Consider the following 18,177-nt stretch of genomic DNA (forward strand, 5'->3'; position numbering starts at 1 on the left):
CACGGAGACCCAGCCACATGTCGATGGTTAGCAGTTATCCCCGCTTTTTACTGGCCTGCTGTCTTTTCCTGGTATTGGCAATCAACGCGGCGCACGCAAAAAGCGAAGACAACAGGCCCATCGTCATCGCATCGCTCAAGCCCGTCGAACTTCTGGTTCGGGCGGTGGCCGGCGATCAGGTTGAGGTGCATTCGCTGGTTCCCGCCGGCTCAAGCCCCCACACCTATCAGCTCCGGCCCTCGGAACGTCGACTGCTGGAGGAATCCGATGCCATATTCTGGATCGGCCCGGAGATGGAGACGTTCCTGACCCGACTTCTGGACGGCGCGGATTTCCGGGCCCGTTCACTGGCCCTGGCGCCGGCAGCCGTCAAGACCGAAGGAGAAGGCGGCAGCCACACGGATCACGGTCACGACGATGATCGCGGTCACAACGATGATCATAGTCACGACGATGATCGGGGTTACGACGATGGTCATGGTCATGACGATCATCACGGGCACGAGCCTTCCCATGATTCCGGTCGCGATAATCACCACGACAAGGATCAGGACCATCATGGCCATGACCATGGCGATGGCCCGGACCCTCACCTGTGGCTGGATCCGGCCATGGCGCTGCAAATGGCACAGGCTATTGCCGGTCGTCTGAAAAAGCTGGAAGGCACCGACAGTGAGCAGATCGAGGCCAATCTGGCGGCATTCACCCGCAACCTCGAGTCAGCGGAAGCCGACATCGGCCGCAGGCTGGAGCCCGCCCGGCACCTCGACATCTTTACCTATCACAACGCCTTCGGGCAGTTCGCGGAGCACTATGGCCTGGAAATCGCCGGCGTGCTGACCATGAGCCCGGAGCGCAGCCCAGGGGCCCGTCACCTGTCAGAGGTTCAGGATCGGCTGCGTAAGGCCCAGCGACCGTGCCTGCTGACCGAACCCCAGTTCAACCGGCAGTGGTGGCGGTCGCTGATGGAAGGTATCCAGATGCCTCTGAGTACCTGGGATCCGCTGGCCGGTGACATCGAGACAACCAGCCAGGGCTACATCAAGTTCCAGTACTCCCTGGCGGAGGCGGTATTACGCTGCCTGCCAGAGGATGCCCAGTAACAACGGCAGGGTGATCATCCCCAGCAGGGTCTGGCCACTGATGATTGCTGCCATGAGGGGGGCGTCGCCCCCCAGCTGCCGCGCCAGGATGTAGGATGAAGTAGCCGTGGGCAACGCCGCCAGAAGGATGGCCACCTGCACCAGCAGGCCCTCCATTCCCAACAGCATGGCCAGCCCCAGGGTCAGTGCCGGGAACACAACCAGTTTTGCCACCGACGCAGCCAGGAAAGGGGTCGAGGCACTCCGCAGGGCCCTTAATTGGAGGCCCGCCCCCACGCACATCAGGCCAAGAGGCAGCGCCAGGTCGCTCAAAGGGGCGAGAATCCCCGCCACCACGGGGTGGAAACCGATTCGGAAGAAACTCCAGGTCACGCCGATCACCGAACCGATAATCAGCGGATTGGTGGCGATGGCCCTGAGTACCGGCATCAGCCTCAGCTGGCCCTGCCGGCAGGTCAGGGAAAACATCAGGATGCACAGCAGATTCAGCAGGGGCACCTTGACCGCCACTGCGACAGCGATCAGGGATATCCCTTCATCCCCCAGGAGCATGCCGGCGGCCGCCAGCCCCACATAGGAATTGAAACGGATTCCCCCCTGAAAGACCGATGAATAGACCGGCCCCGGCCAGCGCCAGACCAGCTGCATCACTACCAGGATTACTGTCATGGCCACCAGCATCGCCAGGATCAGCACCAGTATCTCCCCATAGGCCGATGCCGGCAGCCGGGCCTGGCCCAGCTTGTAGATCAGCATGGCGGGAAACAGGACGTAATAGGTAAATCGCTCCGCATGGAGCCAGAAGCCCTCGCCGGGAAAGTTCCAGCGCCGGAACAGGTATCCGAACACGATGAGAACGAAGACCGGAATCAAGGCCTGGACGATGACTGGCATTTGGGGCCCTCTGGAGCTGAAAAGCTGAGGATACTACCATCTCGCCGGGCTGGTCTCACTCCCCGCTGCCCCGACGAGCCATCTCGGCCCGCCGGTACGGGGGATAATGCCGCACCGGCTTCCTTACCCCACCATAGTGAAAACGCTCTGCACCCCGCGTATCCTGTTGTGCCCAAGCCCTGGCAGACAGGGCGCTCATCATTCGCTGGAGCGGGAGTATTCGGCCATGAACATGATCAGGGAATTCAGGGAATTCGCGGTAAAGGGCAATGTGGTCGACATGGCGGTGGGTATCATCATCGGCGTCGCCTTCGGCAAGATTGTCAGCTCGTTTGTCGGCGATGTCATCATGCCCCCAATCGGCCTGATGGTCGGCGGCATTGATTTCACCAGCCTCGCCGTTACCCTGAAGACCGCCACGGAAACCTCACCTGCCGTCCAGTTGCGTTATGGGGCATTTCTCCAGACCGTCGTGGACTTCCTCATTGTGGCCTTCGCTGTATTTGTTGGCGTAAAGGCCCTCAACCGCATGCGTAACCGGGATGCGGAAACCCCCGCCGCGCCGCCGGCGCCCAGTGCCCAGGAAAAGTTGCTCATGGAGATACGGGACCTGCTGAAAGAGAAGGGTTAAGGGGTTGGAACCTTCGTTAAAGACCTACGGTCAGAGGTCCGGCTTTCCTGATACAATTCTCACCAACCTTAATTCGGTGCTTGGTCTCCGAACGGTGGAAGGCATGCGCCCTCATGACCTTTAAAGATAAGGTTGGAGGAAATACCAGGATCTTGAAAATGCAGACAGGCAAGAAATGATCAGAAGTGAAGTAGCGAAAAAGCCGGAGGAATCAGCTAAAAGCCTGCCGAACTCAGGACCGGAACCCTCCCGCCGCTTCTGCGTCGCTCCAATGATGGACTGGACCACACCCCACTTCCGTTACCTGGCCCGCCTGCTCAGCCGCCGGGCGTTGCTGTACACGGAAATGGTGACCACCGGTGCCCTGATTCATGGTGATACTGACCGTTTCCTGCGCCATGACCCGATGGAGTATCCCCTGGCCCTGCAGCTGGGCGGCAGTGACCCCCGGGAGCTGGCCCATTGCGCTGCTCTGGCCGAGCAATACGGTTTCGACGAGGTGAACCTGAATGTGGGCTGCCCCAGTGACCGGGTGCAGAACAACATGATCGGCGCCTGCCTGATGGGACATCCGGAAAAGGTGGCCGAGGGTGTCGCCGCCATGATCGCGGCCACCTCCCTGCCAGTGACCGTCAAGCACCGCATTGGCATTGACGGCCGGGAGTCCTGGGAAGAGCTGTGCCACTTTATCGAAACCGTTGCCACCGCCGGCTGCCGAACGTTTATCGTCCATGCCCGGATCGCCGTTCTCGAGGGCCTCAGCCCGAAGGAGAACCGGGACATTCCGCCGCTCAAGTATGACTGGGTATACCAGCTCAAGGCCCGGTATCCGGAGCTGGAGATCATCATCAACGGCGGCATCAAGACCTTCGATGAGTGCCACGAGCACCTGCGTCATACCAACGGCGTGATGCTGGGCCGGGAGGCTTACCACAACCCATGGCTGCTGGCCGGGGTCGACGAAACTTTCTTTGGCGAACCCGCCCCGGTGACCAGCCGGCACGATGTGCTCAGAGCCATGCTGCCTTTTATCGAGCAGGAACTTGAGCGGGGTATATACCTTACCCATATCAGCCGTCACCTCATGGGTCTGTTCCACGGCCAGCCCGGCGGACGCCAGTTCCGTCGGCATATCAGCGAGAACGCCCACCGTCCCGGTTCCGGTATTGAGGTTATCCTGGATGCCCTGGCCAAGGTGAGGACGCCTTCGTCCGAGCTGGAAACGGCATCATGACCCACCTGTAAGTCACCCTCGTCTTGTTCCCTTCATTTCAGGGGGTTATCGTAATGGTAACCGACACCGCCGGCAGGATGGGCGTAACACCGATAACAGGGAAACAAGGAACAGGATCCATGACCAGCAAACTTGATCAATTGAAGACCATGACCACTGTCGTGGCTGACACGGGCGATCTGGATGCCATCAGTGAGTGGCGCCCGGAGGATGCCACAACCAACCCCTCGCTTCTGCTGAAGGCCGCAGCCTCCGACAGCTACCGTCCGATGATTGATGCGGCGGTCCGGTATGCGGAAAACCAGGGTGGCAGCAACCAGGAGCAACTGAGCTGGGCAACCGACACCCTCGCGGTACTGGCTGGCAAGCAGATTCTCGACCTGATTCCCGGGGTGGTTTCCACCGAAGTGGATGCCCGCCTGTCCTTCGACACCCAAGCCACCGTCGACAAGGCGCGGCGCCTGATCGACCTGTACCGGCAGCAGGGCGTGGACACCAGCCGCGTGCTGATCAAGATCGCCTCCACCTGGGAAGGCATCCGGGCGGCCGAGCAGCTGGAAAAGGAGGGCATACGGTGCAACCTGACCCTTCTGTTCTCGTTCATCCAGGCCGCGGCCTGCGCCGAAGCCGGGGCCTACCTGATTTCGCCGTTTGTGGGCCGGATTCTTGACTGGCACCTGTCTAACAGCGGCCGCGAATCGTACCTGCCCCAGGAGGATCCCGGCGTTCTCTCCGTCAGCCGCATTTACAATTTCTATAAGACCCATAACTACGACACGGTGGTGATGGGAGCCAGTTTCCGTAACATTGGAGAAATAGAGCAGCTCGCCGGCTGTGACCGCCTGACCATCAGCCCGGCCCTGTTGCAGGCGCTGAAAAACGACGACGGTGCCCTGCCCCGTCGGCTGTCGCCGGAACAGGCGTCAAGCCCGGAGCAGAAACTGTCGATCGACGAGGGTCTGTTCCGCTGGGAGTCCAATGAGGACGCCATGGCCACTGAAAAGCTGGCGGAGGGTATACGCCGCTTTGCGGCGGATCAGGTGGAACTCGAGAAACGCGTCGGCCAGCTGGCAAAAGCAGCCTGAGCAGGGCCCGCCCCCACCCCCACTACCCGGAGGATGTACGCAGATGATCAAGAGCCTCCGCCAGCTGTTGTTTCCGGATACCGGAACTGCCGGTGGCAGCGCCGACCCGGATTCCCACCAACTGGCCGTTGCGGCAACCGCCCTGATGGTCCAGCTTGCCCGGGTCGACAATAACGAAGACGACCGTGAGCTGGAAACCATCATCAATTGCGCGGTACGGGTTCATGAAGTTACCGAGGATGAAGCCCGGGCCATACTTGAGGATGGCCTGGCCCACGCCGACGACTCAACGTCTCTGTACGAGTTCACCGGCGTGCTGAACGAACAGCTGAGCCAGCCCTCGAAACAGAAGGTGCTCGAGAGCATATGGCGAGTGGCCCTGGCGGACGACCGTATCGACAAGTACGAGGAACACCTGATTCGTCGCATGGCGGACCTGCTGCACCTCAACCACCGGGAATATATGCAGGCCCGACACCAGGCCGAACAGGCTCGCTGAGCCGTCTTTCAGCAGACATTCATGCCAGGAGAAACCCATGCTTGCCATTCTTCATCCGGACACGCCGCTGGACAGCGACAGCTATCGGCAGACCCTGCAGTTTCTCGAAAACCTGCCGGGAGTTTCCCTCAAACTTCATGAAGTGGAAGGGGCAACCCAGCGGCTGACGGAAATCTACCTGATCGGTGATACCAAATCCCTCGATCAGGCGGATATCGAGGCCCTGCCGGCTGTAGAGCGAGTGATACGGATTTCCGATGACTACCGCATCCTGGGACGGCACCGGGACGATCAGCGGCAGTCGGGATTCACCTATAATGGCGTGGAGTTCAGTCAGAACAATCTCAACGTGTTTGCGGGTCTTTGCGCGGTGGATACACCCGAGCACGTCGAGATAATGATGCGCACCCTGCAGGAACACGGACAGCAGTGCACTCGCATGGGCGCCTACAAGCCCCGCACCAACCCCTATTCGTTCCAGGGCCATGGCAGGAACTGTCTGCCCTGGGTTTTCGAGACCGCGGGCAAGCACGACATCCGGGTGGTAGCCATGGAAATCACCCACGAGAGCCATATCGAGGAGATCCACGAGTGCCTTGAAAAGCTCGGGCGACCCACGGGGGTCATGCTTCAGGTAGGAACCCGAAACACCCAGAACTTCGAACTTCTGAAAGCCATCGGACGCCAGAAAACCTATCCGGTGCTGCTCAAACGGGGTTTTGGCATCACCCTGAACGAGTCCCTGAATGCTGCCGAGTACCTTGCCAGCGAAGGTAACGCCAACGTCGTATTCTGCCTGCGCGGCATGAAGTCGGACGCCGGCCACCCCCATCGCAACATGGTGGATTTTGCCCATGTGCCCACCGTCAAGCGGCTGACCCGAATGCCGGTGTGTGTCGATCCGTCCCACTCGGTGGGGAGCCGGGACAAGGCGCCGGATGGCATTCCCGATGTCATGCACGCCACTGCCCAGGGGGTGATTGCCGGAGCCAACATGGTGCTGGTGGACTTCCACCCCAAGCCGGAAAAAGCCCTTGTGGACGGCCCCCAGGCCCTGCTGATGGATGAGCTGCCGGCCTACCTTGAAGACATACGCCTGTGCCACCAACTCTGGAAGAACAGGCAGGCACTGTATAGCCGCAAGGGAGAGTCAACGCCGACATGATCATCTATGGTCATCGGGGAGCCCGAGGTGAGGCTCCGGAAAATACCCTGGCCGGATTTGAGATGGCGTACCGTCATGGCATCCGCCACTTTGAGCTGGATGTTCTGCTGTCCGCAGACGGCGTTCCTGTGGTGATTCACGATCTGACAGTGGAGCGGACCACCGGCAGGGAAGGTAAGGTTGCAAGCCTGACCGCGACTGACCTGGGCCGGCTCGACGCCCGTCACAACACCACGCCCTGGCCGCGTCCGGTCGGTGTACCCTCACTGGAGGATGTCCTCAGGGCCTGCCCCGAGGTCAGCCACTATCAGTTCGAGGTGAAATCCGATGCCCGTGGCCGGCTTAATATTCTGTGTAACCGGCTCACGGAGCTGATCCAGCGCCACCGGATGTTCGAGTCCGTCGCCGTGACCTCGTCCGATACCTGGTTTCTGCAGGAGATCAAACGCCGTAACAGGAAGATCCGTACCGGATTCGTGGCGGGACGTCGCTTTCCAAGGCCGGTCACCACTGCCAGGCGGCTTGACTGCAGCTACCTGATTCCGAGCTGGCGAATCTGCAGCGCGGAGATGGTCCAGCAGGCCCACCGCCACGACATGCATGTCTCAGTCTGGACGGTCAATCGCATCCACGACATGCTGGAGATGGAAAAGATCGGTGTGGACAGCATTATCACGGACTTCCCCACCAGCACCCGGATTTACTTCGATAACCGGACATCAACCCAGGAGAGGCTCACCTACCAGTCGGTCAAATCGGCAATGGGGTGACGCCCTCCATGGCGACAGCAACGGAGAATCAGAAGATCCGGTTCAGGCCATTAAGGGCCGCTACCCGGTAGGCTTCCGCCATGGTGGGGTAATTGAAGGTGGTATTGATGAAGTAATTGAGGGAATTCGCCTCACCCTTCTGGTTCATGATCGCCTGACCGATATGTACAATCTCGGCGGCCTGGTCCCCGAAACAGTGGATCCCCAGGATTTCGCGGGTCTCCCGGTGGAACAGGATTTTAAGCATGCCCACTTTCTCTCCGGTAATCTGGGCCCGGGCCAGATCCTTGAAGAAGGCCTGCCCCACCTCATAGGGTACCTTCTGTTCGGTAAGCTCCCTCTCCGTGGGCCCCACTGAACTGATTTCCGGGATGGTATAGATACCCGTGGGCACGTCGGAAACGTAGCGGAAATACTCATCGGCCACGATATCCGACGACACCGAACGGCCCTGATCATAGGCCGCACTGGCAAGGCTGGGCCAGCCGATGACGTCGCCCGCTGCATAGATGTGGGGCACCTCGGTACGGTAGTGCCTGTCCACCTGGAGCTGGCCACGGCTGTTGGGTTCCAGCCCGATGTTCTCGAGGCCCAGCTTGTCAGTGTTACCCGCACGCCCGTTGCACCAGAGAAAGGCATCGGCCCGGATCTTCTTGCCGGACTTCAGGGACAGCACCACGCCATGGTCGTCACCGTCGACGGATTCGTATTCCTCGTTGTGACGGACCAGAACCCCGTTGTTGCGCAGGTGGTAGCTCAGGGCATCGGAAATCTCATCATCCAGGAACGACAGCAGGCGGCTGCCGGGATTGATCAGATCAACCTTGACGCCAAGTCCGGCGAAGATCGAGGCATACTCGGAGCCGATCACGCCGGCACCATAGATGATCAGCGTGCGGGGCGTGTGAGAAAGGTTGAGAATCGTGTCGCTGTTGTATATCCGGCGATGACGGAAATTGATATCCGGCGGCATGTAGGGCCGGGACCCGGTAGCGACAATTGCCTGCTTGAAGTTGAGGATCTCGGACGTCTTGTTGCCTCGTATTTCAATCCGGTTGCTGTCTACAAAAAACGCGCGACCGTTGATCAGATCCACTCGGTTACGGGAATAGAACTGGGTGCGAAGCTTGACCTGCTTGCCGATTACGTCGCGGGCGTTCTGGAGAACCCGCGGAAAGGAGAACCAGCGGGGCTCACCGATATCCCGGAACATTTCATTGGTGTTGAAAGTGATGATCTGCTTGACGGAATGCCGGAGCGCTTTCGAGGGAATCGTGCCCCAGTGGGTACAGTTTCCGCCCACGGTGGGCTTGTCTTCAATGATTGCAACGCGCTTGCCATGCTTGGTGGCATTCATGGCCGCGCCTTCGCCGGCCGGACCCGCGCCAATCACCACGACGTCATAGTGTTGCTCTGCCATCAGGACTGTCACTCCTTATCGCGTGGTCAAATAAACCTTGAGTGACTGCCCTGGCGGGCAGCCACGAGAAATTGTCTGGTGTCCCGGGCCAGAGTTGATGGCGGGCCAATCAGTGCCTGGAGTCGTCCGCCATGGCGTTGTAGCCGAGATCGCCGGAACTGGCCTTTTCGGACGGCCGCTCGCTTTCCTCGCACTTGGTGGTGTCGCCACCGCAGATTTCACAGGGGCCGGTAATGCCGGCTGCCCCAAGTCCGCCACAGGTGCCGGTGATGGGCTTGCGGCCGAAAATCACGCCGACCGACATGGCCGCCACCAGGGCGCCTACAATCAGCAGAACCAGTAAGAAAGTACCCATATCAACCTCCGGCTATTCGATGAGGTAGGTTGCGAAAGCGGGCGTATGGTAGGTCCTGAAACCCTCTCCCTCCCGCACAATAAAGTAGGCTGCAAGATTTTCCTGCAGCGCCAGGCGGTTCGCCGCCTCGTAACCCAGTACATTGAGCGCGGTCGCCCAGGCATCAGCCATCATGGTTGAATCCATGATCACCGTGACGGAAGCCAGCCGGTGATCGACCGGACGACCGCTCTGAGGGTCTATGGTATGGGAAAACCGCTGCCCTTCCGATTCGTAATAGTTCCGATAGTCTCCGGACGTGGCCATGGCATGGTTGTCCATGGCAATCACCCGGTTCACCTGACGCTGACGCTCCACCGGCTGCTCTACAGCCAGACGCCAGGCACTGCCATCAGGCTTGCGCCCGTGCACACGGACCTCGCCGCCAATCTCCACCAGGTACCGATCCACCCCCTGGCCCTCCAGATACCGGGCAACCGCGTCCACACCGTAACCCTTGGCAATACCGGAGAGGTCCAGGTACTGGACCCGCGTCGTCCGGATCGCCTGCCGCTCGGGATCCAGCTCCAGGAAACGGTACCCGACCGTTGCCAGCCGCTGCGACAACAACTCATCCGGGGGAATCTTCTCCGGCCTCCCCTCGGGCCCGAAACCCCACAGGTTCACCACCGGTCCGATGGTAATGTCGAAGGCCCCACCAGATCGTTCCGAGACATCCTGGGCGGCCGACAGCACCTCAAACAACTCGGGAGATACCTCGACCCAGCCACTCTGGTCCTCAAGACGGTTGAACCGGCTGAGTTCCGAATCCTCGCGCCAGGTGGACATGGCGGCGTCCACGGACTCCAGGGTCTCCTCGATACCTTGAGCAAGATGATCAAGGGTATCCCTGTCTTCGGTCAATACGACGTTAATATGGTACTGGGTACCGAAGACGCCCCCGGATATCTCCCAGATGTTTTCGTCGGGCTCAAAAGAACAACCCGCCAGGGCGGCCATGGCCAGCGCCAAAACAGCACTGACCATGATCACCCTGGCGGGTCGCAACAGGCGGGATGACATCAGAGTACCTTAACCCCCGAAGTCATCCAGCATGATGTTTTCGTCTTCCACACCCAGATCCTTCAGCATCTTGATGACGGATGCGTTCATGATGGGTGGTCCACACATGTAGAACTCACAGTCTTCAGGAGCCGGATGATCCTTCAGGTACTGATCATAGAGAACGTTGTGGATAAACCCGGTAGGGCCTTCCCAGTTATCCTCCGGCAGCGCGTCGGAAAGGGCCACGTGCCACTCGAAATTGTCGTTCTCCCGGGCCAGCATGTCGAAATCCTCCACGTAGAACATCTCGCGGACGCTCCGGGCCCCGTACCAGAAGCTGATCTTGCGTTTCGAGTTCAGGCGCTTGAGCTGGTCGAAGATGTGGGAACGCATGGGCGCCATACCGGCGCCGCCGCCGATAAAGACCATTTCTGCCTCGGTCTTCTTGGCGAAGAACTCACCAAACGGCCCCATCACCGTCACCTTGTCGCCCGGCTTCAGGTTGAAGACGAAGGATGACATGATTCCGGGAGGATGATCGGTACCTGGAGGCGGCGTGGCGATCCGGATGTTGAACTTGAGAACGCCCTTCTCTTCCGGATAGTTGGCCATGGAATAGGCGCGAATGGTCTCTTCCTTGTTGATGGCCTTGTAACGCCAGATATCGTGCTTGTCCCAGTCTTCGTGGAACTCTTCCTCGATATCGAAGTCCTTGAAATCGATTTCGTAGGGAGGGCACTCCAGCTGGACATAGCCACCGGCACGGAAGTCCACTTCTTCGCCTTCCGGCAGCTTCAGTACGAGTTCCTTGATGAAGGTGGCCACGTTGTGGTTGGAAACCACCTCACACTCCCATTTCTTCACACCGAAGAACTCTTCAGGCACCTCGATCTTCATGTCCTGCTTCACTGGAACCTGGCAGGACAGACGCCAGCCCTCTTTTTCTTCCCGGGGCGTGAAGTGGGTCTTCTCCGTGGGCAGCATGGCGCCACCGCCGTCGAACACCTTGCACTTGCACTGGGCGCAGGTACCGCCGCCGCCACAGGCGGAGGACAGGAAGATACCGCTGTTGGCCAGGGTACCCAACAGCTTGCCACCGGCACTGGTTTTCACCGTATGCTCGGGGTCGTCATTGATCTCAATAGTCACATCACCGGTGCTTACCAGCTTGGTGCGGGCGGCAAGGATGATTGCCACCAGCGCCAGTACGATAACGGTGAACATGACCACGCCAAGAATGATTTCTGTATTCATGGTCTCGCCTTTTCGTTAAACCGAATCACCGGGTTGGTTACAGGGAAATGCCCGAGAAGGACATGAAGCCCAGGGACATCAGCCCCACGGTGATGAAGGTGATACCCAGGCCCCGCAGACCTTCCGGTACATCGCTGTACTTGAGCTTCTCGCGGATACCCGCCAGGGCAACAATGGCCAGGGCCCAGCCGACGCCGGCGCCGAAGCCGTATACCAGGCTCTCGCCGAAGGTATAGTCCCGCTCGACCATGAACAGCGACGCACCCAGGATGGCGCAGTTCACGGTGATCAGCGGCAGGAATACCCCCAGGGCGGCGTACAGAGCGGGTATGTACTTGTCCAGTACCATTTCCATGATCTGTACGATGGCCGCGATAACACCGATGTAAGTCAGCAGGCCCAGGAAGCTCAGGTCCACGTTGGGCAGGCCGGCCCACTCCAGGGCGCCTTCCCGAAGGATGGTGTTGTACAGCAGGTTGTTGACCGGCACAGTCACTGTCAGTACGACCACAACCGCAATACCCAGGCCCAGAGCCGCTTCGATCTTCTTGGAAATGGCCAGGAAGGTACACATGCCCAGGAAGAAGGCCAACGCCATGTTCTCGACGAAAATAGCCTTTAGAATCAGACTGATATAGTGTTCCATCAGAAGGCCTCCTTGGCTTTGTGGCGGGACATCTTGTACTCGGGCGCCTCAACCTGTTCCGGTTTCCAGGCCCGCAGAGCCCAGATCGCCAGACCGATGATGAAAAACGCGCTCGGCGGCAGCAGGAGCAGACCGTTGGGTACGTACCAGCCGCCTTCGTTCACGGTGGGCATCAGGGCGAAGCCGAACAGGGAGCCTGCACCGAGCAGCTCCCGGAAGAAGGCAACGAACAGCAGCATCACGGAGTAGCCCAGGCCATTGCCGATACCGTCCAGGAAGCTCAGCCAGGGGCCGTTGTTCATTGCAAAGCCCTCTGCACGACCCATGACGATGCAGTTGGTGATGATCAGGCCGACGAACACCGAGAGCTGCTTGGAGATCTCATAGGCATAGGCCTTGAGCAGCTGATCCACCACGATAACCAGCGACGCGATGATGGTCATCTGTACGATGATCCGGATACTGCCCGGAATCTGCATCCTGACCAGGGAAACCGCCAGGTTGGAGAAGGCGGTAACCGCGATAACCGCCAGGCACATGACGATGGTCACGCTCATGCTGGTGGTTACCGCCAGCGCCGAGCAGATCCCGAGAATCTGCAGGGCGATGGGGTTATTGCTGAAAATCGGTTCGAAGAGAACCTGTTTGGCTGAAGCGCCTGCCATGATCAGACCTCCCCTTCACGAAGTTTTTTCAGGAATGGCGCGAATCCGCGATCACCCATCCAGTAATTCACCAACTGCTCGACGCCGCGGCTGGTCAGCGTGGCACCGGACAGGGCATCCACCTTGTGCTCCCTGTCTCTGGTATTGGCGTCCACACCGCCTTTCACCAGCCGGATCTCGGGCTCGGTCTTGTCCTGACCATACAGCTCCTTGCCAACCCACTGCTGTTTCCAGCGGGGATTGTCCACTTCACCGCCCAGGCCCGGTGTTTCTGCGTGGGCGTAGAAGCCAAGGCCTTCAATGGTGTTCAGGTCCCCCTCCAGCGAGATGAAGCCATAGAGGGTGGACCAGAGGCCATAACCGTGAATCGGCAGGACAACCCGCTGGATCTCGCCGTTTTCGCTGATCGTGTAGATCTTGGCGACATCCGGGCGGCGCTTGATGCCGGCCTTGTCCTCGGAAGCGGGGATGTTGGTGGACATATCGGGGTCCGAGGCCGCCTTGTACATATCGTATTTCATGGGGTCCTGGACGCCCACGGCCGAAGGCTCGACAAACTCGCCGGTGTTGAGATCCACAAGGCGCACATCGAACCGGCTGAAGGTCTCCTCGATATCCTGAACACTGTCGCCTGGCTCAAGCATACCGGCCGCGGCCAGGATGTTGGTCTTGATGTCCAGGTTCTGGTTCTGTATCTGCGCCGGTCGCAGCATCACCGCGGCGGTGGAGACCACCACCGAGAAAACGATACTCAGCACCAGCGCCACCATAATGGTCCTGGTGACGGTTTCTTTTGCTTTAGCCACGGGCAAGCCTCCGTTTGATGTTGGCCTGAACCACGTAGTGATCCATCAGCGGTGCAAACAGGTTGGCGAACAGGATGGCCAGCATGATGCCCTCCGGGAACGCCGGGTTGACCACACGAATCAGCACGGTCATGACACCCACCAGGATACCGAAGCACCAGCGACCGGTGTCGGTCATGGCAGCCGATACGGGGTCTGTGGCCATGAACATCATGCCGAAGGCGAAGCCGCCCATGACCAGGTGCCAGTGGGGCCCCACTTCAAAGAACGGATTGGTATCGGAGCCGATCACATTAAGCAGGAGGCTCATGCCGATCATGCCGATGAGCACGCCACCGACAATCCGGTAGGACGCGATCTTCATTCCCAGAAGGACCAGGCCGCCAATCAGTATGGCGAGGGTCGAGGTTTCGCCCATAGAACCCTGGATCGAGCCGACAAAGGCATTCATCCAGCCGATGTTCTGCTCCAGGGCCTCAACGCCGCCGCTTGCCGCCCAGCTCAGGGCGGTTGCGCCACTGAAGCCATCGACAGCGGTCCAGACCATGTCACCGGAAATCTGCGCCGGGTAGGCAAAATACAGGAAGGCCCGACCGGTGAGTGCCGGGTTCAGGAAGTTCTTGCCGGTACCGCCGAATACTTCCTTGCCCACGACCACGCCGAAGGTGATACCCAGCGCCACCTGCCAAAGCGGGATGGAGGGCGGCAGGATCAACGCAAACAGTACGGATGTGACGAAGAAGCCTTCGTTGACTTCGTGCCGGCGGACGGTGGCGAACAGGACTTCCCAGAAACCACCCACCACGAAGGTGACGGCGTAGATGGGAACGAAGTAGGCCATGCCGTAGACGAAGTTATCCCAGATGCTGGACGGATCATTCCCCGCCAGGGCCGCGATAAAGGCGGTGCGCAGGCCACCATCGCCCATCAGGGCGTCGGGGTTCTGCGCCAGCACATTGTTGGCCTGGAAACCGATGTTCCACATGCCGAAGAACATGGCCGGGAACGTGACCAGCCATACGGTGATCATGATGCGCTTCAGGTCGATACCGTCGCGCACGTGGGAAGTGGTGGAAGTCACGCTCGCGGGCGAATAGAAGATGGTATCCACCGCCTCGTAGAGAGCGTACCAGCGCTCGTACTTGCCACCCTTTTCGAAATGATGCTCGATACCATCGAGAAACTGTCGGATTGCCATCGGTTAGCCCTCGAGCTCGATTCGGGTCAGGTTCTCACGGAGAATCGGACCGTACTCATATTTACCCGGGCACACGAAGGTGCACAGCGCCAGATCCTCTTCATCCAGCTCCAGCGCACCCAGCTTCTGTGCCACTTCGGTGTCACCCACGATCAGCGACCGCAACAACTGCGTTGGCAGAATATCCAGCGGCATGACCTTTTCGTAAACACCCACCGGTACCATCGCCCGCTCGCTGCCGTTGGTTGTGGTGGTCATATCAAACCGCTTGCCACCAACCAGCTTGGAGAGGTAGATGTTCATGATGGAGAATTTGTTCGCCCCTGGTGAGAGCCAGCCCATGAACTCGCGCTTGTCACCCTCTTCCAGCACCGATATCTGGTTGGCAAACCGGCCCAGGTAGGCGCAGGTGCCTTCACCGCGACGCCCTCCGAAGACGGAACCGGAAATCATCCGCACCTTACAGTCGGTGGCGATCTCACCTTTCAGAAGCTCAGTGAGGCTGGCACCAACCCGGGTCCGCACCAGACGGGGACTGGTGGCCTTCGGCCCACCAATAGCCACCACCCGATCCACCGGCAACTCTCCGGTTTCAAAGAGCTTGGCGATGGCGATCACGTCCTGGTACCCGATGGTCCATACCGTTTTGGAAAGGGACACAGGATCCAGATAATGGATGTGGGTTCCGACATTGCCGGCCGGGTGGACGCCATCAAACTGCTGAACTTCCACCACATCGGACTTGGGTACCGGCACATCGGAACCGGGCTTGCCGGTGACAAATACCTTGCCGGTGGTCAGCCGGGTCAGCAGGGTCAGGCCCTTTTCAAAGGCGGCAGCCTGTTCCCCGATCACGACCACCGGGTCCGCCGCAAGCGGATTGGTGTCCATGACGGAAACGAAAATGGAATGAGGAGCGGAATCAATGGCCGGAACCTTGGAGAAGGGACGGCTCCGGAAGGCGGTCCAAAGACCGGACTCCACCAGATTGTCCACAACCTGCTGTCGTTCAAGGGAGGCCAGGTCGTTCTCACTGTAACGGGCAAAACTCTCCGCCTCGTCGCCATCGATCTCGATCACAACGGACTGGAAGACCCTCCGCTCACCGCGATTGATCTCTTTTACAACACCGGCAGCCGGTGAAGTGTAACGAACGCCCTCGGTCTTCTTGTCCGTAAACAGCAGCGACCCGCGCTTGACGCGGTCCCCCTCTTTCACTTCCATCGTCGGCTTCATGCCGTTGTAATCAAAGCCTACCAGCGCGACGTGGCGTACCGGCTTTCCGTCTGAGATGGTCTGATCAGGAGCGCCGCTGATGGGAAGATCCAGGCCTTTTTTAATGTTGATCATTAGCCTCGTCCAATCAGGAACTGTTAAAGGATTGTTCACGCCTGACCCTGCGGCCCGGTTCCCCGACATTTCAAGCGGTATCAGTACAGCCCGAAAGATGGCTGACCGTGCCCGGCGTTGCACAGGGGCGGTCAGTGTTCAGGAAAGCGTTGAGATGCGGGTGCCAGACGTACCCAAAATCGCGCCAATTATAGAGATTAAGAGAACCTATTTCCACCGGTAAGCCAAATGGTTTTATTCGCGAGGGGAAACAGAAAAGCCCCGGGAGCGCTGGTGCTACCGGGGCTTGACGACAATCAACGAAAAGGCGGGATCAGTCCGCCAGGGCCTGGGCCCATTCGCGGGAGCGTTTCGGAAAGATCGGGTAGGTCACGCCAGCCATCTGATTGACGCAGCGAATGACCTGGGCGCTGTAACCGAATTCGTTGTCGTACCACACGTAGAGGATCAGCCGCTTGCCATTGGCGATGGTCGCCTGGGCATCCACGACACCCGCGTGACGGGAACCCACAAAGTCGGTGGACACCACCTCTGGCGAGTTGACAAAGTCGATCTGCTTCTGCAGCTCGGAGTGCAGCGCCATTTCCCGGAGATACTCGTTGGCACTCTCGACGGTCACATCCCTTTCAAGGTTCAGGTTGAGAATCGCCATGGACACGTTGGGCGTTGGCACCCGGATGGCGTTTCCGCTGAGCTTGCCTTTCAGCTCCGGCAGGGCCTTGGACACCGCCTTGGCAGCGCCGGTTTCCGTGATCACCATATTCAGCGGAGCGCTGCGGCCACGGCGGCTGCCCTTGTGGTAATTGTCGATCAGGTTCTGGTCGTTGGTGTAGGAGTGAACGGTCTCCACATGCCCGTCAACGATGGTGAACTCGTCATGAATTGCCTTGAGTACCGGCGTAATGGCGTTGGTGGTACAGGAGGCGGCGGACAGGATGCGGTCATCCTCTGTGATGGTGTCGTTGTTGATACCATACACGATGTTCTTGATGTTGCCTTTGCCCGGCGCGGTCAGAATGACACGGCTCGCGCCCTTGGACTTCAGGTGCAGCCCCAGCCCTTCCTCGTCGCGCCAGATACCGGTGTTATCAATGATGGTGGCATTCTTTATGCCATAGTCGGTGTAATCCACCTTGTCCGGCCCGCTGGAGTAGATCACCTTGATGAAGTTGCCGTTGGCAATCAGCGCGGAATTCTCCTCATCCACGGTGATACTGCCATTGAAGGGGCCGTGGACGGAGTCGCGGCGCAACAGGCTGGCCCGCTTTTCCAGATCATTTTCGGCGCCGCCCTGGCGAACCACGATGGCCCGCAGGCGGAGATTGGAGCCACCACCGGCCTTCTCGATGAGGATGCGCGCAAGCAGCCGCCCGATACGGCCAAAGCCGTAGAGGACCACGTCCTTGGTGTCGCCGTTGGCGTTACGCTCCGACTCGGCGCGGTACTGGCCGACCACCGGTCCGATTTCCTCTTTCAGGAAGTCCTCGAGGGAGCGGCCATCGCCTTCGTGCTTGAACTTGACGGCAAGCTTGCCGATGTCCACGTGAGCCTGGCCCAGCTCGAGCTTGTCCATGGCCTCCAACACTGGCAGGGTGTCGTGCACGGACAGCTCACTGTCCTCCACCTGGCGCACGAAACGGTGAGCCCGGATGATATCAATCACCGACTGATTGATGATGGCCCGACCGTAAACGGAAGTGACCACGTTATTCTTGCGGTACAGCCGACCGATGAGCGGTATCATGGCCTCCGCGGTGGACTCCCGCTCGGTCCAGTTGGACAGGTGCTGATTGATCTGTTCGTGACTCACGCTTGAACCTCTGCAGTTGGCACTGGAAAAATTGGGTGCGTATTATCCAACGTAACGGGCCCGATCGCAAACTGCATGCCTGCTCCCGACCCCTCCCCCTGACAGCGAGAGGGGGAGAAGGACGAAAATCGGATCAGCGGCCGGTTTCCATGACAGCGCCGTTCGTCGTCGATAGAATAACGCCCTTTCCGGACTGGTCGCCAGACCGCAATGTCCCGTATTCCTTACCGTCGGTTCATCCGCCGGCA

General features: G+C 59.5%; 18 protein-coding genes. 7 read left to right on the forward strand and 11 right to left on the reverse strand.

Features of this window, described 5'->3' with window-relative positions; all coding sequences use genetic code 11:
* Positions 1-17 precede the first annotated feature (17 nt).
* Positions 18-1,103: a zinc ABC transporter substrate-binding protein gene (locus BM346_RS04345; protein WP_092009201.1), complete on the forward strand. Its 1,086-nt coding sequence runs from the start codon at positions 18-20 to the stop codon at positions 1,101-1,103.
* Here the strand turns inward: BM346_RS04345 and BM346_RS04350 are convergent.
* Positions 1,074-1,997 carry an AEC family transporter gene (locus tag BM346_RS04350; protein WP_092009203.1) on the reverse strand — a complete coding sequence of 308 codons (924 nt, stop codon included), beginning with the start codon at positions 1,995-1,997 and terminating at the stop codon, positions 1,074-1,076. The genes BM346_RS04345 and BM346_RS04350 overlap by 30 nt on opposite strands.
* Before the next feature lie 226 nt (positions 1,998-2,223).
* On the opposite strand from BM346_RS04350, the gene mscL reads away from it, so the two are divergent.
* The 6 genes from mscL (at position 2,224) to BM346_RS04380 (ending at position 7,381) form a co-directional block, all read left to right on the forward strand.
* Positions 2,224-2,628 carry a large-conductance mechanosensitive channel protein MscL gene (gene mscL, locus BM346_RS04355; protein ID WP_092009205.1) on the forward strand — a complete coding sequence of 135 codons (405 nt, stop codon included), beginning with the start codon at positions 2,224-2,226 and terminating at the stop codon, positions 2,626-2,628.
* 175 nt (positions 2,629-2,803) lie between these two features.
* Positions 2,804-3,862 (forward strand): tRNA dihydrouridine(20/20a) synthase DusA, encoded by a 1,059-nt coding sequence (gene dusA / locus BM346_RS04360; RefSeq protein WP_092009207.1) that lies wholly within the window; start codon positions 2,804-2,806, stop codon positions 3,860-3,862.
* Positions 3,863-3,981: 119 nt separating this feature from the next.
* Positions 3,982-4,947 carry a transaldolase gene (gene tal / locus BM346_RS04365; protein WP_092009209.1) on the forward strand — a complete coding sequence of 322 codons (966 nt, stop codon included), beginning with the start codon at positions 3,982-3,984 and terminating at the stop codon, positions 4,945-4,947.
* A gap of 43 nt (positions 4,948-4,990) precedes the next feature.
* Complete coding sequence (locus BM346_RS04370) at positions 4,991-5,446, forward strand: tellurite resistance TerB family protein (protein ID WP_092009211.1); 456 nt, start codon at positions 4,991-4,993, stop codon at positions 5,444-5,446.
* Positions 5,447-5,483: 37 nt separating this feature from the next.
* Positions 5,484-6,611 (forward strand): 3-deoxy-7-phosphoheptulonate synthase, encoded by a 1,128-nt coding sequence (locus tag BM346_RS04375; protein ID WP_092009213.1) that lies wholly within the window; start codon positions 5,484-5,486, stop codon positions 6,609-6,611.
* The gene (locus BM346_RS04380) at positions 6,608-7,381 is read left to right on the forward strand and encodes a glycerophosphodiester phosphodiesterase (protein ID WP_092009215.1); all 774 of its coding nucleotides are present in this window, start codon (positions 6,608-6,610) and stop codon (positions 7,379-7,381) included. The genes BM346_RS04375 and BM346_RS04380 overlap by 4 nt, the downstream gene beginning before the upstream one ends.
* A 28-nt stretch (positions 7,382-7,409) precedes the next feature.
* Here BM346_RS04380 and sthA read toward each other — a convergent pair whose 3' ends face one another.
* The 10 genes from sthA to BM346_RS04435 form a co-directional block, all read right to left on the reverse strand.
* Complete coding sequence (gene sthA / locus BM346_RS04385; RefSeq protein ID WP_092009217.1) at positions 7,410-8,801, reverse strand: Si-specific NAD(P)(+) transhydrogenase; 1,392 nt, start codon at positions 8,799-8,801, stop codon at positions 7,410-7,412.
* 109 nt (positions 8,802-8,910) lie between these two features.
* Entirely contained in the window at positions 8,911-9,156 is a 246-nt protein-coding gene (gene nqrM, locus BM346_RS04390; protein WP_092009219.1) for a (Na+)-NQR maturation NqrM, read from the reverse strand.
* Between the two features lie 12 nt (positions 9,157-9,168).
* A complete protein-coding gene (locus BM346_RS04395) occupies positions 9,169-10,218 on the reverse strand; it encodes an FAD:protein FMN transferase (RefSeq protein ID WP_092009221.1) in 1,050 nt (349 codons plus the stop codon).
* Between the two features lie 9 nt (positions 10,219-10,227).
* Positions 10,228-11,454, reverse strand: coding sequence for an NADH:ubiquinone reductase (Na(+)-transporting) subunit F (gene nqrF / locus BM346_RS04400; RefSeq protein ID WP_092009223.1), 1,227 nt, complete (start codon positions 11,452-11,454; stop codon positions 10,228-10,230).
* A gap of 37 nt (positions 11,455-11,491) precedes the next feature.
* Positions 11,492-12,100: an NADH:ubiquinone reductase (Na(+)-transporting) subunit E gene (gene nqrE, locus BM346_RS04405; protein WP_092009225.1), complete on the reverse strand. Its 609-nt coding sequence runs from the start codon at positions 12,098-12,100 to the stop codon at positions 11,492-11,494.
* Positions 12,100-12,765: an NADH:ubiquinone reductase (Na(+)-transporting) subunit D gene (locus BM346_RS04410; RefSeq protein WP_092009226.1), complete on the reverse strand. Its 666-nt coding sequence runs from the start codon at positions 12,763-12,765 to the stop codon at positions 12,100-12,102. The genes nqrE and BM346_RS04410 overlap by 1 nt, the downstream gene beginning before the upstream one ends.
* 2 nt (positions 12,766-12,767) lie before the next feature.
* Positions 12,768-13,571 (reverse strand): Na(+)-translocating NADH-quinone reductase subunit C, encoded by an 804-nt coding sequence (locus BM346_RS04415; RefSeq protein WP_092009228.1) that lies wholly within the window; start codon positions 13,569-13,571, stop codon positions 12,768-12,770.
* Positions 13,564-14,769, reverse strand: coding sequence for an NADH:ubiquinone reductase (Na(+)-transporting) subunit B (locus BM346_RS04420; protein WP_092009230.1), 1,206 nt, complete (start codon positions 14,767-14,769; stop codon positions 13,564-13,566). Before BM346_RS04420 ends, BM346_RS04415 begins: the two co-directional genes overlap by 8 nt.
* A gap of 3 nt (positions 14,770-14,772) precedes the next feature.
* Positions 14,773-16,119: a Na(+)-translocating NADH-quinone reductase subunit A gene (locus tag BM346_RS04425; protein ID WP_092009232.1), complete on the reverse strand. Its 1,347-nt coding sequence runs from the start codon at positions 16,117-16,119 to the stop codon at positions 14,773-14,775.
* A gap of 313 nt (positions 16,120-16,432) precedes the next feature.
* The gene (locus BM346_RS04435) at positions 16,433-17,929 is read right to left on the reverse strand and encodes a glyceraldehyde-3-phosphate dehydrogenase (RefSeq protein ID WP_092009235.1); all 1,497 of its coding nucleotides are present in this window, start codon (positions 17,927-17,929) and stop codon (positions 16,433-16,435) included.
* Between the last annotated feature and the right edge of the window lie 248 nt (positions 17,930-18,177).

The organism is Marinobacter daqiaonensis (genome assembly GCF_900115285.1).
GTDB lineage: Bacteria > Pseudomonadota > Gammaproteobacteria > Pseudomonadales > Oleiphilaceae > Marinobacter > Marinobacter daqiaonensis.

Coding starts and splice junctions, on each gene's coding strand:
- BM346_RS04345 (WP_092009201.1), top strand. CDS start 18: ATGTCGATGGTTAGCAGTTATCCCCGCTTTTTACTGGCCTGCTGTCTT.
- BM346_RS04350 (WP_092009203.1), bottom strand. CDS start 1,997: ATGCCAGTCATCGTCCAGGCCTTGATTCCGGTCTTCGTTCTCATCGTG.
- mscL (WP_092009205.1), top strand. CDS start 2,224: ATGAACATGATCAGGGAATTCAGGGAATTCGCGGTAAAGGGCAATGTG.
- dusA (WP_092009207.1), top strand. CDS start 2,804: ATGATCAGAAGTGAAGTAGCGAAAAAGCCGGAGGAATCAGCTAAAAGC.
- tal (WP_092009209.1), top strand. CDS start 3,982: ATGACCAGCAAACTTGATCAATTGAAGACCATGACCACTGTCGTGGCT.
- BM346_RS04370 (WP_092009211.1), top strand. CDS start 4,991: ATGATCAAGAGCCTCCGCCAGCTGTTGTTTCCGGATACCGGAACTGCC.
- BM346_RS04375 (WP_092009213.1), top strand. CDS start 5,484: ATGCTTGCCATTCTTCATCCGGACACGCCGCTGGACAGCGACAGCTAT.
- BM346_RS04380 (WP_092009215.1), top strand. CDS start 6,608: ATGATCATCTATGGTCATCGGGGAGCCCGAGGTGAGGCTCCGGAAAAT.
- sthA (WP_092009217.1), bottom strand. CDS start 8,801: ATGGCAGAGCAACACTATGACGTCGTGGTGATTGGCGCGGGTCCGGCC.
- nqrM (WP_092009219.1), bottom strand. CDS start 9,156: ATGGGTACTTTCTTACTGGTTCTGCTGATTGTAGGCGCCCTGGTGGCG.
- BM346_RS04395 (WP_092009221.1), bottom strand. CDS start 10,218: ATGTCATCCCGCCTGTTGCGACCCGCCAGGGTGATCATGGTCAGTGCT.
- nqrF (WP_092009223.1), bottom strand. CDS start 11,454: ATGAATACAGAAATCATTCTTGGCGTGGTCATGTTCACCGTTATCGTA.
- nqrE (WP_092009225.1), bottom strand. CDS start 12,100: ATGGAACACTATATCAGTCTGATTCTAAAGGCTATTTTCGTCGAGAAC.
- BM346_RS04410 (WP_092009226.1), bottom strand. CDS start 12,765: ATGGCAGGCGCTTCAGCCAAACAGGTTCTCTTCGAACCGATTTTCAGC.
- BM346_RS04420 (WP_092009230.1), bottom strand. CDS start 14,769: ATGGCAATCCGACAGTTTCTCGATGGTATCGAGCATCATTTCGAAAAG.
- BM346_RS04425 (WP_092009232.1), bottom strand. CDS start 16,119: ATGATCAACATTAAAAAAGGCCTGGATCTTCCCATCAGCGGCGCTCCT.